This window comes from Halosimplex halophilum, assembly GCF_004698125.1.
In the GTDB taxonomy this organism is placed as follows: domain Archaea; phylum Halobacteriota; class Halobacteria; order Halobacteriales; family Haloarculaceae; genus Halosimplex; species Halosimplex halophilum.
On record NZ_ML214298.1, the window covers coordinates 547,975 to 560,280 of the forward strand.

Consider the following 12,306-nt stretch of genomic DNA (forward strand, 5'->3'; position numbering starts at 1 on the left):
GGCACGCTCCCGTCTCGGCCCGTTGTCCTCGCGTTCGACACCCCCAGGCGAGCCGTTATGTGACCGGCCGTCGTGGTGTGCTACCGTATGACGTTTGACCCCGACCGCGCGTCAGCGCTGCTGTTCGACTCGTACAGTACGCTCGTGGACGTGGAAGCGGCCGAGCGGGCGCTGGCGGAGCGGGTCGACGAGCCAGAGCCCGTCTCGGACCTGTGGCGGGCGCGGTCGCTGGAGTACACGATGGTCGCCAACCACGTCGACGCCTACCAGCCGTTCTACGAGATGAACCGCGACGCGCTCCAGTACGCGCTTGACGCGACGGACGCCGACATTTCCGCCGACGAGCGCGACGAGATCCTCGCCGTCTACCACGAACTCGACGTGTTCGACGACGTGCGGGAGGGCCTCGAAGCGCTCATCGAGGCGGGCTACGACTGTTACGTCCTCTCGAACGGCAATCCCGAGATGTTGGAATCGCTGGTGGACCACGCCGACATCGGGGACCTGGTCGCGGACACGATCAGCGCCGACGAAGTGGAGACGTTCAAACCACACGTCGACCTGTACCGCCACGCCGCCGAGCGCGTCGGGGAGCCGGTCGAGCAGCTGGCCCACGTCACGGCGCTGTGGTTCGACGTGATGGGCGCCCAGCACGCCGGGATGCAGGGGGTGTGGGTCGACCGGAAGGGCGACCCGCCAGAGACGTTCGGGCCGGAGCCGGACCTGACCATCGAGACGTTTCACGATCTGGTCACAGCGCTCGAAGCGTGAGAACGCGGAGACGGCGAAGCGCTACAGCAGTTCCTCGCGCTTCCGCCGCGCGTCGCTCGCGAAGTCGGAGCGGCCGTCCACGTCGGCGAGCGTCTCGACGGCTTCGAGCGTGCGGACGGCGCCGTCGAGGAACGAAAGCACGTCGCCGGGGTAGGCGTACAGCATGTAGTCGTCGCCCATCACGTCGACGATGGCGTCGGGCCCCATCCCCTGGGCGCGGAGGTCGAGGAGATACCGGACGAACTTCTCCTCGGGGTGGCCGCAGTGGGGATTGGCCTCGCAGTCGCAGTCCATGAAGTCCTGGGCGAAGTCGAGCACCCGGTCCTGGGTGGCGTCGTCGAGCTTCGCGAGGTTCTCCCCCTGGTAGAGGATGTCCAGCGTCGCCCCCTTGAACGCCCCCTTCGGGAAGGATGTCTCTAGCTGGGAGGCGATCTGCTGGTGGTTCTTGACGTAGATCTTGTCCGTGATGGCCACGGCTACCAGACAGGAGCGGCCGCGGGGGCAAAAGCGTCTCGGACGAACGCCGGGGAGCCACCGGTCCGCACACGAAACGTCGAAGTAGGGAGGGTTCGAACGTTCCGGTATGGTGACCCTCACGGAGTCGGCGGTGGAACTCGTCAACAGCGTCGTCGAGATGCCCGGGAAGTTCGCGGAGGTCGCGGCCCACGACCCGCTCAACTACGTCCTGATCGCCTTCGGCGCCCTGTTCGTCCTCGGCGCCTCGGCGGTGTTCGGCGTCCTGTCGCTGGGCGCCTTCTTCTCGCTGTTCACCGGCGCGAGTTCGCCGCCGCCGGAAGCGCGATAGCCCGCGGGACCGCCCGCCGCTTCTCGCAACTCACTCCAGCTCGCCGAGCAACTCGATAGCCCGTTCGGCGTCGGGGCCGAGCGGCGACGCGGCGACGAAGCTGTCGGCGTACTCCAGCACGGCGTCGATCTCAGCCGCGACCTCCGCCGGGGAGCCCGCGATGCAGAAGGCGTCGAGCATCGCGTCGGTGACCAGCCCGGCGGCCTCGCGGAACTCGCCGGCCGACACCGCCGACCCGACCTCGTCGGCGGCCTCGCGGTCGATGTCGTGCCGTTCCAGCACCGGCGGGGGCGCCCCGCCGGCGACGAACGCGACCGGGAAGCGGGCAGCCTCGCGGGCCGCCTCGCCGTCCTCGGCGACGCTGACGGCTGCGTAGGCGGCGAAGTCGAACTCACCGCGGTCGTCCGGCCGTTCGTCCAGTCCCTCGGCGACCCGCTCGCTGGCCCACGCGTAGTCGCGGGGGTGGGCGCCGTTGTAGAGGACCCCATCGGCGTGTTTGGCGGCCATGCGGGTCATGTGCGGCCCCTGGGCGCCGACGTAGACCGGGATGTCGCCGGCGTCGTAGTTGAGGCCGGCGTCCGCCGCCTCGAAGGTGCCGTCGTGGTCGACGCGCTCGCCGTCCCACAGGCGCCGGGCGACTCTGAACGTCTCCAGCACCCGCCGTAGCGGGCTGTCGGGGTCGATGCCGAGGTTCGCGAGCGTCGAGGCGTCGCCGGGGCCGACGCCGAAGACGCCGCGGCCGCCGCTGTACTCGTCGAGGGTGGCCATCCGCGAGGCCAGCGTCACGGGGTGGGTCTCGTAGGGGTTGGCGACGCCCGGTCCCACGTCGATATCGCTGGTCTCACCGGCGATGGCCGTGAGCGCGCCGAACTGGTCGCGGTTGTTGTAGTGGTGGCTGACGAACGCGGCGTCGAAGCCGACCCGCTCCGCGGTCGCGCCCAGCTGTGCTATCGTCGAGACCGGCCGCTCCGGCGTGAGTTCGATCGCTCTCATTCCGTGTCTCCTCCGTCATCCGCGCCGCCGTCGTCGTCCGCCCGGTCGCCGCCCTCGCGCAACCGCTCCCTGTCGTACTCCCACTCCCGCAGCGCGTCGCGGACGTAGTCGCCCTCCGGCGAGCGGAAGAGCCCGTCGTGGGGCTCGTGGTCGCCGAACTCGAAGCCCCGGACCACGACGACGGGGAGGCCGTCGTCGCCCTCGCCGGTCAGGAGGTTGGCGGCGGCGGCGAGTTCGTCGACGACCGCCTCGACGGTGACGCCGAGTTCGCGGCCGTCGCGGTCGGTCTCGCCGCGCCAGTCGCGGGCCGCGGGCAGCCCCGCCCAGCCGATGGCGACGCCCCGTTGACCCTGGCGGAAGGGCCGCCCCGAGGTGTCGGTGACGACCACTGGCGCGTCCAGCGTCTCCGCGATCCGTTCGGCGCTGGCCGAGGGGTCCTCGGGAAGCAGGAGCAGATCGGAGTCGGGGACGTTCGAGCGGTCGATACCCGCGTTGACGGAGATGTGGCCGAACCGGGTGACCGCGAGCATGAGCGGCTCCTCGGTGAGCAGTTCCGCGCTCTCGTCGAGGACCGCCTGGGCGAAGCGGGGGTCTTTCTCCTCGCCGGCGAGGTCGCCGATGCGCTCGGCGATGCGTTCGGCCCGCGGTCCGGGGTCGAACTCGCCGAGGTCGGCGCCCCGGCCCTCGGCCTTCGAGACGATAGAGTGGGAGACACAGACCACGTCGCCCTCGCGGAGGTCGACGGCGTCGGCGACGAGCTCGCCCACGTCGTCGCCGGGGCGGACCTCCGGGATGCCCTCGACCGCGAACAGTTCCATACCCGCACTGGGTCGTGCCCCGTCAAAAGCGCCCCGTTACGAGCAGGGATCGCCCGGGTCGGTGACGGCCGGCCTGCCGGTACGGCGCGGCCACGGGTCACCGCGACGCCGCGCGAGACCGACGCCGACAGGCGCCGATCCGAAACGCTCGTAGGGTGGCGGTCCACACGCCAGGCTATGCCCGACGACTCCGCAGGCGCCGACGCAGGTGCCGACAGCGCCGGCACTCCCCGGTTCGGTGCGGCCGACGACGTCGACGCCGACGCGCTGGCCGACACCGCCCGCCGCGCGGTCGAGGCCGGCGGCGACTACCTCCGCGAGGCCTTCGCGAACGGCGGCACGCCGGCCGACTACACGGCCAAGGACGTGAAAGCCGAGGCCGACCGGGAAGCCGAGCGGCGCGTCCTCGACGCCATCACCGACGCCCACCCCGACCACCGGATCTCGGCCGAGGAGTCCGGCGACCACGACGGCGACGGGGCGTACCGCTGGGTGGTCGACGCCCTCGACGGCACGAACAACTTCGCCGCCGGCATCCCCACGTTCGGCGTCGCCGCGACGGCCTGCGACCGGGCCGGCCCGGACGGCCCGGAGAACCGACCCGTCGCCACCGCGGTCCACGTCCCCGTCCTCGACGACACCTACGTCGCGACCCGTGGCGGCGGCGTCGAGTACAACGGGACGCCGGTCGAGGTGACCGACGGGACGACCCTCCCGCCGGAGAAGGCGACCGTCGGCATGATAATCGGCCCCGAGGTGGTCTCCGGCGGCGCCGAGCGCCGCGAGTGGGACGCTGTCACCGACGCCGTCGAGGAAGTCCCCAAGCGGGCCATCCAGACGTGGGCGCCCGTGGTCTACTGGGGGCTGCTCGCCCGCGGGAAGCTGGAGGGGTTCGTCTGTTACTACCCCGCCGAGCGCGAGCAGGTCGCCGGGTCGCTGCTCGCCGGCGAGGCCGGCGCCGTCGCGCGCTCGGAGGGGCCGCTCACCGTCTTCGGCGCCGACCGTGAGATCCGCGACGCCCTGTTCGACGCCGCGACGAGCGCGCTGTCCGAGTGACCGGCGACCGCTCCACCCGTTCGGTCCCGCTCAGACCTCGTGGACGGTCACGTCCAGGTCGCCGTCGGCCGCGTCGACGGTCATCATCGTCGCCCGGTCGGCCGGCGCGGCGCCGGTCGCGCTCCCGGGGTTCAGGAGCCGGACGCCGCCGACCTCCCGGTCGAACACCTCGTGGGTGTGGCCGGCGACGCCGACCCGCGGTTCGTCGGCCTCCTCGCGGACCGCGGCGGCGACCCGGTCCTCCCAGCCGCGTTTGGAGCCAGCGCCGTGGAGGACGACGAAGGTGACGCCGCCGAGTTCGACGGTCGCCCGTTCGGGCAGCCCGACGCGGGGGTCGGTGTTGCCGGCGACGGCGGTCAGTTCCGGCGCCAGGTCCTCCACGTCGGCGAGCGTCCCCTTCGAGTCGAAGTCGCCGGCGTGGACGACGTGGCCGGCCGCGCGGATCCGCTCGCGGAACGCGTCGGGGATCCGGCTGGCGCGCGAGGGGATGTGCGTGTCGCTGACGAGGGCGATCTCCATACGGCGGCGTTCGGCCGGGACGCCCAAGTCGGTTCCCCCTCGCGGACCCGCGGGTCGCGCTCGGAGCCCGCCGCGGCGCCGCCGTCGGTCACGCGGACGACGACCCCGGCGCTGATAGGGTCGGCGGGCGAACCTGCGAGCGATGACCGACGAGCGCGACGGGGACACCGATGGGACTCCAGGGGACGACCTCGACGAGACCCATGTCGTGACGGTGTTCCTCCGCAACGACGGGGAGGTGTTGCTCCTGCGCCGGAGCGACGCGGTCGGCTCCTACACCGGGCGGTGGGGCGCCGTGGCGGGTCACGCCGAGAGCGACCCCGACGCCGCCGCCCGCGAGGAGACCCGCGAGGAGACGGGTATCGACCCCGACAGCGAGACCGCGCTGGTCCGGCGGGGCGACCCCTTCCCGGTCGTCGACGACGAACTCGGTCGCCGGTGGGTCGTCCACCCCTATCTGTTCGACTGCGAGGTGCGGACCGTCGAACCGAACGAGGAGACCGACGAGTTCGAGTGGACGGCGCCGGCGGCGATCCTGCGACGCGAAACGGTGCCCGAACTCTGGACATCCTACGACCGGGTGCGGCCGACGGTCCAGACTGTCGCCGAAGACGCCCAGCACGGGTCGGCCTGGATATCGCTGCGCGCGCTGGAAGTTCTGCGGGACGAGGCCGCGCTGGCGGTCGAAGGAGTGGGCTGTGGTGGGGCGAGCGCGGACGGTGACGGTACGGACGCCGACGGTACCCCCGCGGACTGGACGGACCTCGTCGCCGTCGCCCGCGCCCTGCTGGACGCCCACCCGTCGATGGCCGTCGTCGCCAACCGCGTCAACCGGGCGATGGACGCGGCGAGCGAGGAAGCCACCCCGGCCGCACTCGAAGCTGCTTCCTTCGAAGGTATCGAACGCGCGAGCGCCGCTGACGCCGACGCCGCCGCCCTCGCGGCGGACCGGCTCCCCGGTCGGATCGCCACCCTCTCGCGGTCGGGGACGGTCGCGGCGGCGGTCGAGCGGGCCGACCCGGACGCGGTGCTGATCGCCGAGTCCCGACCGGGCCGGGAGGGCGTCGGGACCGCCGAGCGATTCGCCGAAGCGACCGACGCCGCGGTGACGCTGACGACCGACGCGGCGCTGGCCGACCGGCTGGCGGCGACGGATATCGGCGCGGTCGTCGTCGGCGCCGACACGGTGCTGCCGGACGGACGGGTCGTCAACAAGGTCGGGACCCGGGGCGCGGCCGCCGCGGCGGCCGCCGAGGGGATCGACTGCTACGTCGTCGCCGCGAGCGACAAGATTGCGGCCGCGAGCGGTGAGGACCGGGCAGGGACGGCCGACGACGTGGACCGCGAGGAGCGCGACCCCCGCGAGGTGTACGACGGCGACGCTCCCGTGAGTGTTGAGAACCCGACCTTCGACGTGACCCCGCCGGAACTGGTCGACGCGGTCCTGACCGAGCGCGGCGCGCTGGACGCCGACGGGATCCGCGCCGTCGCCGACGAACACCGCGCGCTGGCCGGGTGGGACGACTAGATCGGGCCGGCGGCGACTCGTTCGGCCGGTCGGCGCGGCGGACCGCACAACCGTTTTCACCGAGACCCACATCGGATCGACCAGTGACAGCCGACGCCACCGCCGAGGAGGTCGCCGAACGGGTCGTCGTCCGGTACGCGCCGGTCAGCGACCGGATCGCCGAGGAGCTCTCGAAGTCACAGTACCATGCCTACCTCCGGCGTACGGAGTCGGGGCCGGTCGCCGCCGGCGACGAGTGGGCGGAGTTCGTCAGCCGCGGCTGCGGCGCCACCGCGGACGTGACGCTCACCGTCGAAGCCGTCGAGGGCGGCGACCGCGTGGGCGACGGGACGGCGTTCACGTTCGTCCCGGCCGGGAGCGACGAGCGCGAGTCCGAAACCGGGGACGGCGACTGATCGAGTCGGCGCTCAGCGCTCGTCGAGCGCGACGGGAACCCCGGCCTCGGCCACGTCGGCGGCGAAGCCTCGCGAGTCCGTTTCGAGCGTCGAGAAGGTGTTGTAGTGGACCGGGACGACGAGTTCGGGCTCCATCGCGGCGGCGAGCGCGGCGGCCTCGTGGCGGTCCATCGTGAACCGCGGGCCGATGGGCGGGCAGAACACCGACACCTCGACGTTCTGGTGGGGGCCGAGCGCGTCCGTGTCGCCGGGGTAGAGCACCCGTTTGCCCTCCACGTCGACGACGAACCCGCAGCCGAACCCCTCCGGGTGGAAGGGGGTGCCGTCCGGGCGGGTGTGGGGGCCGTTCTCCTCGTTGTACGCCGGGACCGTCCAGACCGGGACGCCGTCGACGGTCAGCGACTCCCTGTCGCCGACGGTCACCACGTCGTACGGCAGCGAGTCGAGCGGCGGGAGTTCGCGGTCCTCGACGCCCTCCTCGATGGCCTCGAACGCGACGATGGTGGTGTCCGGCCCCGCGACTCGTTCGACGCCGTCGGGGTCGTAGTGGTGGACGTGGGTGAGACAGACCACGTCGGCGTCCTCCGGACGGTAATCCTGCGCCGGCGGGTGGCCGACCCCCTCCGAGTCGGGTTCCCACTCGCCGGTGAGCACGCCGTATCGCCCGGGATCGGTGTAGACGACGGTGTCATCGCCGGCGAACCGCAGCGTGGCGTAGCCCAGCCACTCGACGGTGATCCCGTCGTGGCGCACGGTCATTGCTCCCCCTACGCGACCGAGCCCACATAAGTCGGGTGCTTGTCGACCGAACGTGTGTGTATGCGCTGTCCTCTGTCGTATACGATCCGTCTCCGAGTTCACGGCGAATCGATCTCGATATCGGACATCAGACCGCCGACGAATCCCATGCGCTCCACGGAGCGTTTCGCGCTCTCGGCGTCCTCGGCCTTCTCCTCCGGGAGTCCGTCGGCCAGGTCTTCGAGCGCCTCGACCAGCGCCGCCCGCTCGGCGTCGAGTCCCGCCGCGTCGAGCGCGACGCCGAGCGTCTCGAAACCGTCGACGGCGGCCGTCCGGACTCTGCCGTCGTCGTCTTCGAGCCCTTCGAGGAGGAGTTCGACGAGAGAACTCCTGATCTCGGCGAGGTCGTCGGTCGCGTACCCGTCGACGCGGTCGCCCTCGACGGCGGCGATCTGGAGTTCGAGCATCGGGTAGGCGTCCCGCAGGAAGCGGACGACCGCCTGCCTGACGTAGCCGTCGTCGCTGTCGTAGACCGGGTAACACGCGTCGAACAGCGCCGGGTACTGCTCGACGCGCTCGGTCGCGTCGACGGCCTCGACCTCGTCGATCGCCCCGTTCACGCGGTCGGTGTTGCCCGAGGCGAGCGCCTCGGCGAACGACTCGGGAGCGCGGCCCATAGTCGCGATACACGGGCAGGTCCTCTGTCAGTTTCGGTCGGTGCGACGGGAGACCGACGCTCCCGGTTTCGCAGTCCGGCCGAAACCCGATCGAATACCCTTTTCACCGGCGCCGGACTACCCACGCACGGTGGCGATGACGAGCAGTTACCCCCACTGAGCCCCTTGTGACGAGGACCTTCACCGAGCCACCGTCTCGCGCCCGCGAGCGGCGGCGCTGGGGTGGATCGAGGACAGTGACCGAGGCACAGCGACAGCGTCAGAACGGCGCCGCGGACTCGTCGCCGTGGTCGGACGTGTCGGCGGCATCCAGCGGACCGTCCCACTCGCTGAGCCCGCCGGCGAGGCTCTCGACCGGGCCGTCGACGCCCTCGTAGGAGCCAACCAGGCGGGCGGCCTGGACGCTGGATTTGCCCTTCGGACAGACCGTCACGACGCGGTCGGCGCCGTCGAGTTCCTCGACGCGGTCCGTGAGTTCGTTCGCCGGGATGTTCTCGCTGCCGGGGATGTGCCCGCGCTCGAACGACCCCGGGTTCCGGATGTCGACGATCCGGAGGTCCTCGGGCGGTTCCTCCCCGTTCTCGTCCAGTAGCGCCTGCAGTTCGTCGCAGGAGATCTCGCCGTCCATCGGTGGATCGGGATCGGGGATCGGACGGCATAGGTTCGTCGGAGTCCGACGGGTGTGCGCGACGGTCCCTACAGCAGGCCCTCGTCGCGGGCGACGAGCAGCGAAACGAGCGAGGCGGCGAACGGGACCTCGCGCGACCGGACCGCAGCGATCGCGTCCTCGCGTGGGACCGTGTACACCTCGATGTCCTCGCCGCCCTCGCGCTCGGGAGCCCCGGGTTCCAGGTCGGACGCGTAGACGACCGCCTGGGTCATCCGGGTCCAGGCGGTGGGCTCGAACGCCTCCAGCAACTCGGTCTCGCCGGCGCGAAAGCCCGTCTCCTCGCGGAGTTCGCGGACGCCGGCGTCGACGAACGACTCGCCGTCGTCGACGGCGCCGCCGGGGACGGTCAGCAGCGACCGGTCCAGCCGGGCGTCGTACTGTTCGAGCAGGACGACCTCGCCGTCGGCCGTCTCGGCGACGACCGCCACGAAGTCGCCCGGGTCGATCCAGTAGTAGCGGCTCACGTCGCCGTCGGGCTGGCGGTACTCGTCGTAGCCGGCCTCGAAGTAGGGGTTCTCCCAGACGACCTCGGTGTCGAGGCGGGTCCAGTCGGCGCCGGCGTCGGCGGGCGGCTCCGCGAGGTCGGCAGCGCTCGCGGCGGTCGGCTCGGCGGGTTCGCCGTCGGTCACAGTCCCTCCGCGAGCGCGAGCAGCAGCGGCGTCAGCTGCGCGCCGTGGACGACCTCCGCGTCGAGGACGGCGTCGAGCGCGTCGGCGACCGGGACCGTGTGGACGGTGACGAACTCCCCCTCGTCGGGGTCGCGCTCGACCCGGTCGAGGGCGTCGGCGAGGAAGACCGTACACTCCATCCGGACCCACTGCTCGGGCCGGTAGGTGAGCAGCGCCGTCGGGTCGGCCGCGAGATACCCCGTCTCCTCGCGCAGCTCGCGGACCGCGGCGTCGGCGGGCGACTCGTCGGGGTGGACGCCGCCGGCCGGGCAGCCGAGGACGGTCCCGCCGAGCTGGGGTTCGTACTCCTCGACGAGGACGACCTCGCCGTCGTCGGTGACGGGCACGACCGCGACCACGTCGGCGGGGTCGATCCAGTAGTAGCGGGCGGTCGTGCCGTCGGGTCGCCGGACGACGTCGTAGCCCGCGGCGAAGTACTCGTTCTCGTACTCGACGACCGACGACTCGACGCGCCAGTCGCCGCCGGTCACAGCAGACCCTCCTCGCGGGCGAGCAACAGGCCGGTGAGGGTGATGCCCTCCGACACTCCCTCGCGGCCTCGCAGGCGGTCGACCGCCTCGTCGGCCGGGACCGTCTCCACGTCGACGTACTCGCCGTCGTCGAGGTCGCGCTCGCCGCGGTCGAGGCCGGTGGCGACGTACAGGTGGCGGACGTACCGCGTCCACGGCGACAGCGTGTGGGTTTCGAGGTGCGAGAGGTCGTCGGCGACGAACCCCGTCTCCTCGCGGAGTTCCCGCGCGGCCGCAGCCTCGGGGTCCTCGCCGTCCTCGACGAACCCGGCGGGGAGCCCGAGCGACCGCCGGCGGTAGCGCGGCCGGTACTGCTCGACGAGGACGAGTTCGTCGTCGTCGGTCACCGCGACCGCGGCCGCGGCGTCGGCCGAGGCGAGCCAGTAGTACTCGCCCTCGGTCCCGTCGGGGCGTTCGACCACGTCGTAGCCCGCCTCGCAGAACGGCGTCTCCCAGGCGACGACCTCCTCGCGGACCGGCCACTCGGCGTCGTCGTCCGTCCAGGGCGGGTCGGGCGGGGTCACAGCAGCCCGTCCTCCTTCGCGAGCAGTATTCCCTCGATGGTGGCGTCGTTGGCGGGCTGGCGCCGCGCCACGGTCAGCGCGTCGTCGACTGGTACCGTGGTCACCGAGAGGAACTCGTTGCCGTCCAGATCGCGCTCGACCGGTTCGAGCCCCTCGGCGAAGACGATGCCCCGCCTGTGTCGCAGGACGCCGGTCGAACACCAGAACTCCTCCAGCAGGGAGACGCCGGCGGGGTCGAAGCCCGTCTCCTCGCGCAGTTCGCGGGCGCCGGCGGTCGTGAACGACTCGCCGTCCTCGACGATGCCCGCTGGGAGTTCGAGGCACTGCTCGCGGATGACAGGCCGGTACTGGTCGACGAGGACGAGTTCGTCGCCGGTCCGGGCGACGACGACCACCGCGTCGGGGAGCTCCGCCCAGTAGTAGTCCTTCTCGGTGCCGTCGGGCTGCTCGACGCGGTCGTAGCCGCCGGTGTACCAGCCGGTCTCGTACTCCGCCTCGCGCTCGGTGACCCGCCACTCGTGGCCGGGTTCTCGGGTCCGTCCGTCCGCCGCGGGGTCGGCCGCCTCGCGGTCGCCGCCGTCGGTCCGCTCGTCGTCGCGGTCGCCGCGGTCGTCCGCGTCGTCGCGGTCGCTCATGGTCGCTGTCCGACCGCGACCCGGTAAAGCGTGCCGTTGTACGAGACGAGCACGCCCGACTCGGAGACGGCCGTCGCGTTGCGCGCCGCCAGCGCCGACCGCTCGTCGAACGGCGAGTGGGTGAACGACTCCTTCAGCCCCCACGGCCCCTTCCGGTAGGGGTCCGAGGTGCCGTTGCGGAGCGCCTGAGTAGTGTAGGGGTAGCGCCGCTCCGAGAGCGCCGAGCCGTTGACGGCGGCGCTCTCGTTGACGGCCGCCGCGCCGGAGCCGTCGGCCGACTCGTTTCCGTCGACGGGTTCGGCGGTGACGTAGTAGGGGTCGCCGCTGGCGAGCAGCGACGGGAGGGCACCGAGCGCGAGCAGCGCGACCACGACTCCGAGGATCAACAGGACGGCGTTGCGAGTGACCCGACGCATACCCCTCGCTACGGCCGAGCGCGTGAAAACGACACGGATACGCGACGGCGACGCGCTACTCGCCGTTCGACTCGTCGGCTGCCGCTTCCCCTCCCTCGGCGGTCTCGCCGCTCTCGCCGGCGCGTTCGTCGCCCTCGGCCACCAGACCGCGGTATATCCGGCCGAACGCCTGGCGGCGGAGGGTCCCGACTGCGGCCTCGCGCTCCTCCTGGAACGTGGCTGCGACGACCGTCTCGGCGGCCGGCGCGGCGTGCCAGACGACGCGGTCGACGTTCTCGCTGCCGACCTCGTGGACCTCGTAGCCGTCGTGGTCGGCGACCCACTCCTCGAACTCCTCGCGCGACCCGACGCGGACCTCCAGCAGGGAGGCGAACAGCGCGTCCCGGGCGGTCTCGACCACGTCGCTCGTCACGCGGTCGCGGTACTCCTCGGCGTCCATTCCCATCGCCTTCGCGGTCTCCTTGACGACGACCTGGGCCGTCGACCCGAGCGCCCCGTAGCGCTCGCGGGCCGCGGCGGCGGTCGCCGGCGAGAGTGTCCCCTCCGTGTCCATACCCGCCGTT

18 protein-coding genes are annotated in these 12,306 nt (G+C 72.1%); 5 read left to right on the forward strand and 13 right to left on the reverse strand.

The genetic code is table 11. The features are described 5' to 3' along the window. Positions 1 to 87: 87 nt before the first annotated feature. Positions 88 to 771: a haloacid dehalogenase type II gene (locus E3328_RS13735; RefSeq protein ID WP_135365203.1), complete on the forward strand. Its 684-nt coding sequence runs from the start codon at positions 88 to 90 to the stop codon at positions 769 to 771. 21 nt (positions 772 to 792) lie between these two features. Here the strand turns inward: E3328_RS13735 and E3328_RS13740 are convergent, their stop codons facing one another. Next, positions 793 to 1,245 carry a DUF5814 domain-containing protein gene (locus E3328_RS13740; RefSeq protein WP_135365204.1) on the reverse strand — a complete coding sequence of 151 codons (453 nt, stop codon included), beginning with the start codon at positions 1,243 to 1,245 and terminating at the stop codon, positions 793 to 795. Between the two features lie 109 nt (positions 1,246 to 1,354). Here E3328_RS13740 and E3328_RS13745 point away from each other — a divergent pair, with 109 nt between their 5' ends. Next, a complete protein-coding gene (locus E3328_RS13745) occupies positions 1,355 to 1,576 on the forward strand; it encodes a DUF8024 family protein (RefSeq protein ID WP_135365205.1) in 222 nt (73 codons plus the stop codon). A 30-nt stretch (positions 1,577 to 1,606) separates the two neighbouring features. On the opposite strand, the gene E3328_RS13750 is transcribed toward E3328_RS13745, so the two are convergent. After that, the gene (locus E3328_RS13750; RefSeq protein WP_135365206.1) at positions 1,607 to 2,569 is read right to left on the reverse strand and encodes a 5,10-methylenetetrahydromethanopterin reductase; all 963 of its coding nucleotides are present in this window, start codon (positions 2,567 to 2,569) and stop codon (positions 1,607 to 1,609) included. Next, on the reverse strand, positions 2,566 to 3,387 hold the full coding sequence (locus E3328_RS13755; RefSeq protein WP_135365207.1) for a coenzyme F420-0:L-glutamate ligase: 822 nt from the start codon (positions 3,385 to 3,387) through the stop codon (positions 2,566 to 2,568). Before E3328_RS13755 ends, E3328_RS13750 begins: the two co-directional genes overlap by 4 nt. 177 nt (positions 3,388 to 3,564) lie before the next feature. Between E3328_RS13755 and E3328_RS13760 the strand changes: the two genes are divergently transcribed. After that, entirely contained in the window at positions 3,565 to 4,443 is an 879-nt protein-coding gene (locus E3328_RS13760) for an inositol monophosphatase family protein (protein ID WP_135365208.1), read from the forward strand. Positions 4,444 to 4,473: 30 nt separating this feature from the next. Here E3328_RS13760 and E3328_RS13765 read toward each other — a convergent pair whose 3' ends face one another. Then, the gene (locus E3328_RS13765; RefSeq protein ID WP_135365209.1) at positions 4,474 to 4,962 is read right to left on the reverse strand and encodes a metallophosphoesterase family protein; all 489 of its coding nucleotides are present in this window, start codon (positions 4,960 to 4,962) and stop codon (positions 4,474 to 4,476) included. Positions 4,963 to 5,104: 142 nt separating this feature from the next. On the opposite strand from E3328_RS13765, the gene E3328_RS13770 reads away from it, so the two are divergent. Together E3328_RS13770 and E3328_RS13775 are read left to right on the forward strand one after the other, a co-directional pair. Further along, positions 5,105 to 6,490, forward strand: a complete 1,386-nt coding sequence (locus E3328_RS13770; RefSeq protein WP_135365210.1) for an eIF2B alpha/beta/delta subunit family protein — start codon at positions 5,105 to 5,107, stop codon at positions 6,488 to 6,490. Positions 6,491 to 6,573: 83 nt separating this feature from the next. Next, entirely contained in the window at positions 6,574 to 6,885 is a 312-nt protein-coding gene (locus E3328_RS13775) for a DUF7968 family protein (RefSeq protein WP_209452203.1), read from the forward strand. Positions 6,886 to 6,897: 12 nt separating this feature from the next. On the opposite strand, the gene E3328_RS13780 is transcribed toward E3328_RS13775, so the two are convergent. From E3328_RS13780 to E3328_RS13820, 9 genes are all read right to left on the reverse strand, one after another. Continuing rightward, a complete protein-coding gene (locus tag E3328_RS13780; RefSeq protein WP_135365211.1) occupies positions 6,898 to 7,644 on the reverse strand; it encodes an MBL fold metallo-hydrolase in 747 nt (248 codons plus the stop codon). Positions 7,645 to 7,742: 98 nt separating this feature from the next. After that, positions 7,743 to 8,300: a hypothetical protein gene (locus tag E3328_RS13785; RefSeq protein WP_135365212.1), complete on the reverse strand. Its 558-nt coding sequence runs from the start codon at positions 8,298 to 8,300 to the stop codon at positions 7,743 to 7,745. Positions 8,301 to 8,559: 259 nt separating this feature from the next. Further along, on the reverse strand, positions 8,560 to 8,928 hold the full coding sequence (locus E3328_RS13790) for a rhodanese-like domain-containing protein (RefSeq protein WP_135365213.1): 369 nt from the start codon (positions 8,926 to 8,928) through the stop codon (positions 8,560 to 8,562). A gap of 68 nt (positions 8,929 to 8,996) precedes the next feature. Then, positions 8,997 to 9,599, reverse strand: coding sequence for an NUDIX hydrolase (locus E3328_RS13795; RefSeq protein ID WP_135365214.1), 603 nt, complete (start codon positions 9,597 to 9,599; stop codon positions 8,997 to 8,999). Beyond that, positions 9,596 to 10,129 carry an NUDIX domain-containing protein gene (locus tag E3328_RS13800; RefSeq protein ID WP_135365215.1) on the reverse strand — a complete coding sequence of 178 codons (534 nt, stop codon included), beginning with the start codon at positions 10,127 to 10,129 and terminating at the stop codon, positions 9,596 to 9,598. Before E3328_RS13800 ends, E3328_RS13795 begins: the two co-directional genes overlap by 4 nt. Next, positions 10,126 to 10,692, reverse strand: a complete 567-nt coding sequence (locus tag E3328_RS13805; protein ID WP_135365216.1) for an NUDIX hydrolase — start codon at positions 10,690 to 10,692, stop codon at positions 10,126 to 10,128. Before E3328_RS13805 ends, E3328_RS13800 begins: the two co-directional genes overlap by 4 nt. Then, positions 10,689 to 11,327, reverse strand: a complete 639-nt coding sequence (locus E3328_RS13810) for an NUDIX hydrolase (RefSeq protein WP_135365217.1) — start codon at positions 11,325 to 11,327, stop codon at positions 10,689 to 10,691. The genes E3328_RS13805 and E3328_RS13810 overlap by 4 nt, the downstream gene beginning before the upstream one ends. Further along, entirely contained in the window at positions 11,324 to 11,743 is a 420-nt protein-coding gene (locus E3328_RS13815; RefSeq protein WP_135365218.1) for a hypothetical protein, read from the reverse strand. Before E3328_RS13815 ends, E3328_RS13810 begins: the two co-directional genes overlap by 4 nt. A 55-nt stretch (positions 11,744 to 11,798) precedes the next feature. Then, positions 11,799 to 12,296, reverse strand: coding sequence for a DUF5809 family protein (locus E3328_RS13820; RefSeq protein ID WP_135365219.1), 498 nt, complete (start codon positions 12,294 to 12,296; stop codon positions 11,799 to 11,801). Positions 12,297 to 12,306: the final 10 nt, after the last annotated feature.

Excerpts from the sequence above, each read along its gene's own strand:
- E3328_RS13735 (WP_135365203.1), top strand. The coding sequence starts at position 88 with ATGACGTTTGACCCCGACCGCGCGTCAGCGCTGCTGTTCGACTCGTAC.
- E3328_RS13745 (WP_135365205.1), top strand. The coding sequence starts at position 1,355 with ATGGTGACCCTCACGGAGTCGGCGGTGGAACTCGTCAACAGCGTCGTC.
- E3328_RS13750 (WP_135365206.1), bottom strand. The coding sequence starts at position 2,569 with ATGAGAGCGATCGAACTCACGCCGGAGCGGCCGGTCTCGACGATAGCA.
- E3328_RS13755 (WP_135365207.1), bottom strand. The coding sequence starts at position 3,387 with ATGGAACTGTTCGCGGTCGAGGGCATCCCGGAGGTCCGCCCCGGCGAC.
- E3328_RS13760 (WP_135365208.1), top strand. The coding sequence starts at position 3,565 with ATGCCCGACGACTCCGCAGGCGCCGACGCAGGTGCCGACAGCGCCGGC.
- E3328_RS13765 (WP_135365209.1), bottom strand. The coding sequence starts at position 4,962 with ATGGAGATCGCCCTCGTCAGCGACACGCACATCCCCTCGCGCGCCAGC.
- E3328_RS13770 (WP_135365210.1), top strand. The coding sequence starts at position 5,105 with ATGACCGACGAGCGCGACGGGGACACCGATGGGACTCCAGGGGACGAC.
- E3328_RS13780 (WP_135365211.1), bottom strand. The coding sequence starts at position 7,644 with ATGACCGTGCGCCACGACGGGATCACCGTCGAGTGGCTGGGCTACGCC.
- E3328_RS13785 (WP_135365212.1), bottom strand. The coding sequence starts at position 8,300 with ATGGGCCGCGCTCCCGAGTCGTTCGCCGAGGCGCTCGCCTCGGGCAAC.
- E3328_RS13790 (WP_135365213.1), bottom strand. The coding sequence starts at position 8,928 with ATGGACGGCGAGATCTCCTGCGACGAACTGCAGGCGCTACTGGACGAG.
- E3328_RS13810 (WP_135365217.1), bottom strand. The coding sequence starts at position 11,327 with ATGAGCGACCGCGACGACGCGGACGACCGCGGCGACCGCGACGACGAG.
- E3328_RS13815 (WP_135365218.1), bottom strand. The coding sequence starts at position 11,743 with ATGCGTCGGGTCACTCGCAACGCCGTCCTGTTGATCCTCGGAGTCGTG.
- E3328_RS13820 (WP_135365219.1), bottom strand. The coding sequence starts at position 12,296 with ATGGACACGGAGGGGACACTCTCGCCGGCGACCGCCGCCGCGGCCCGC.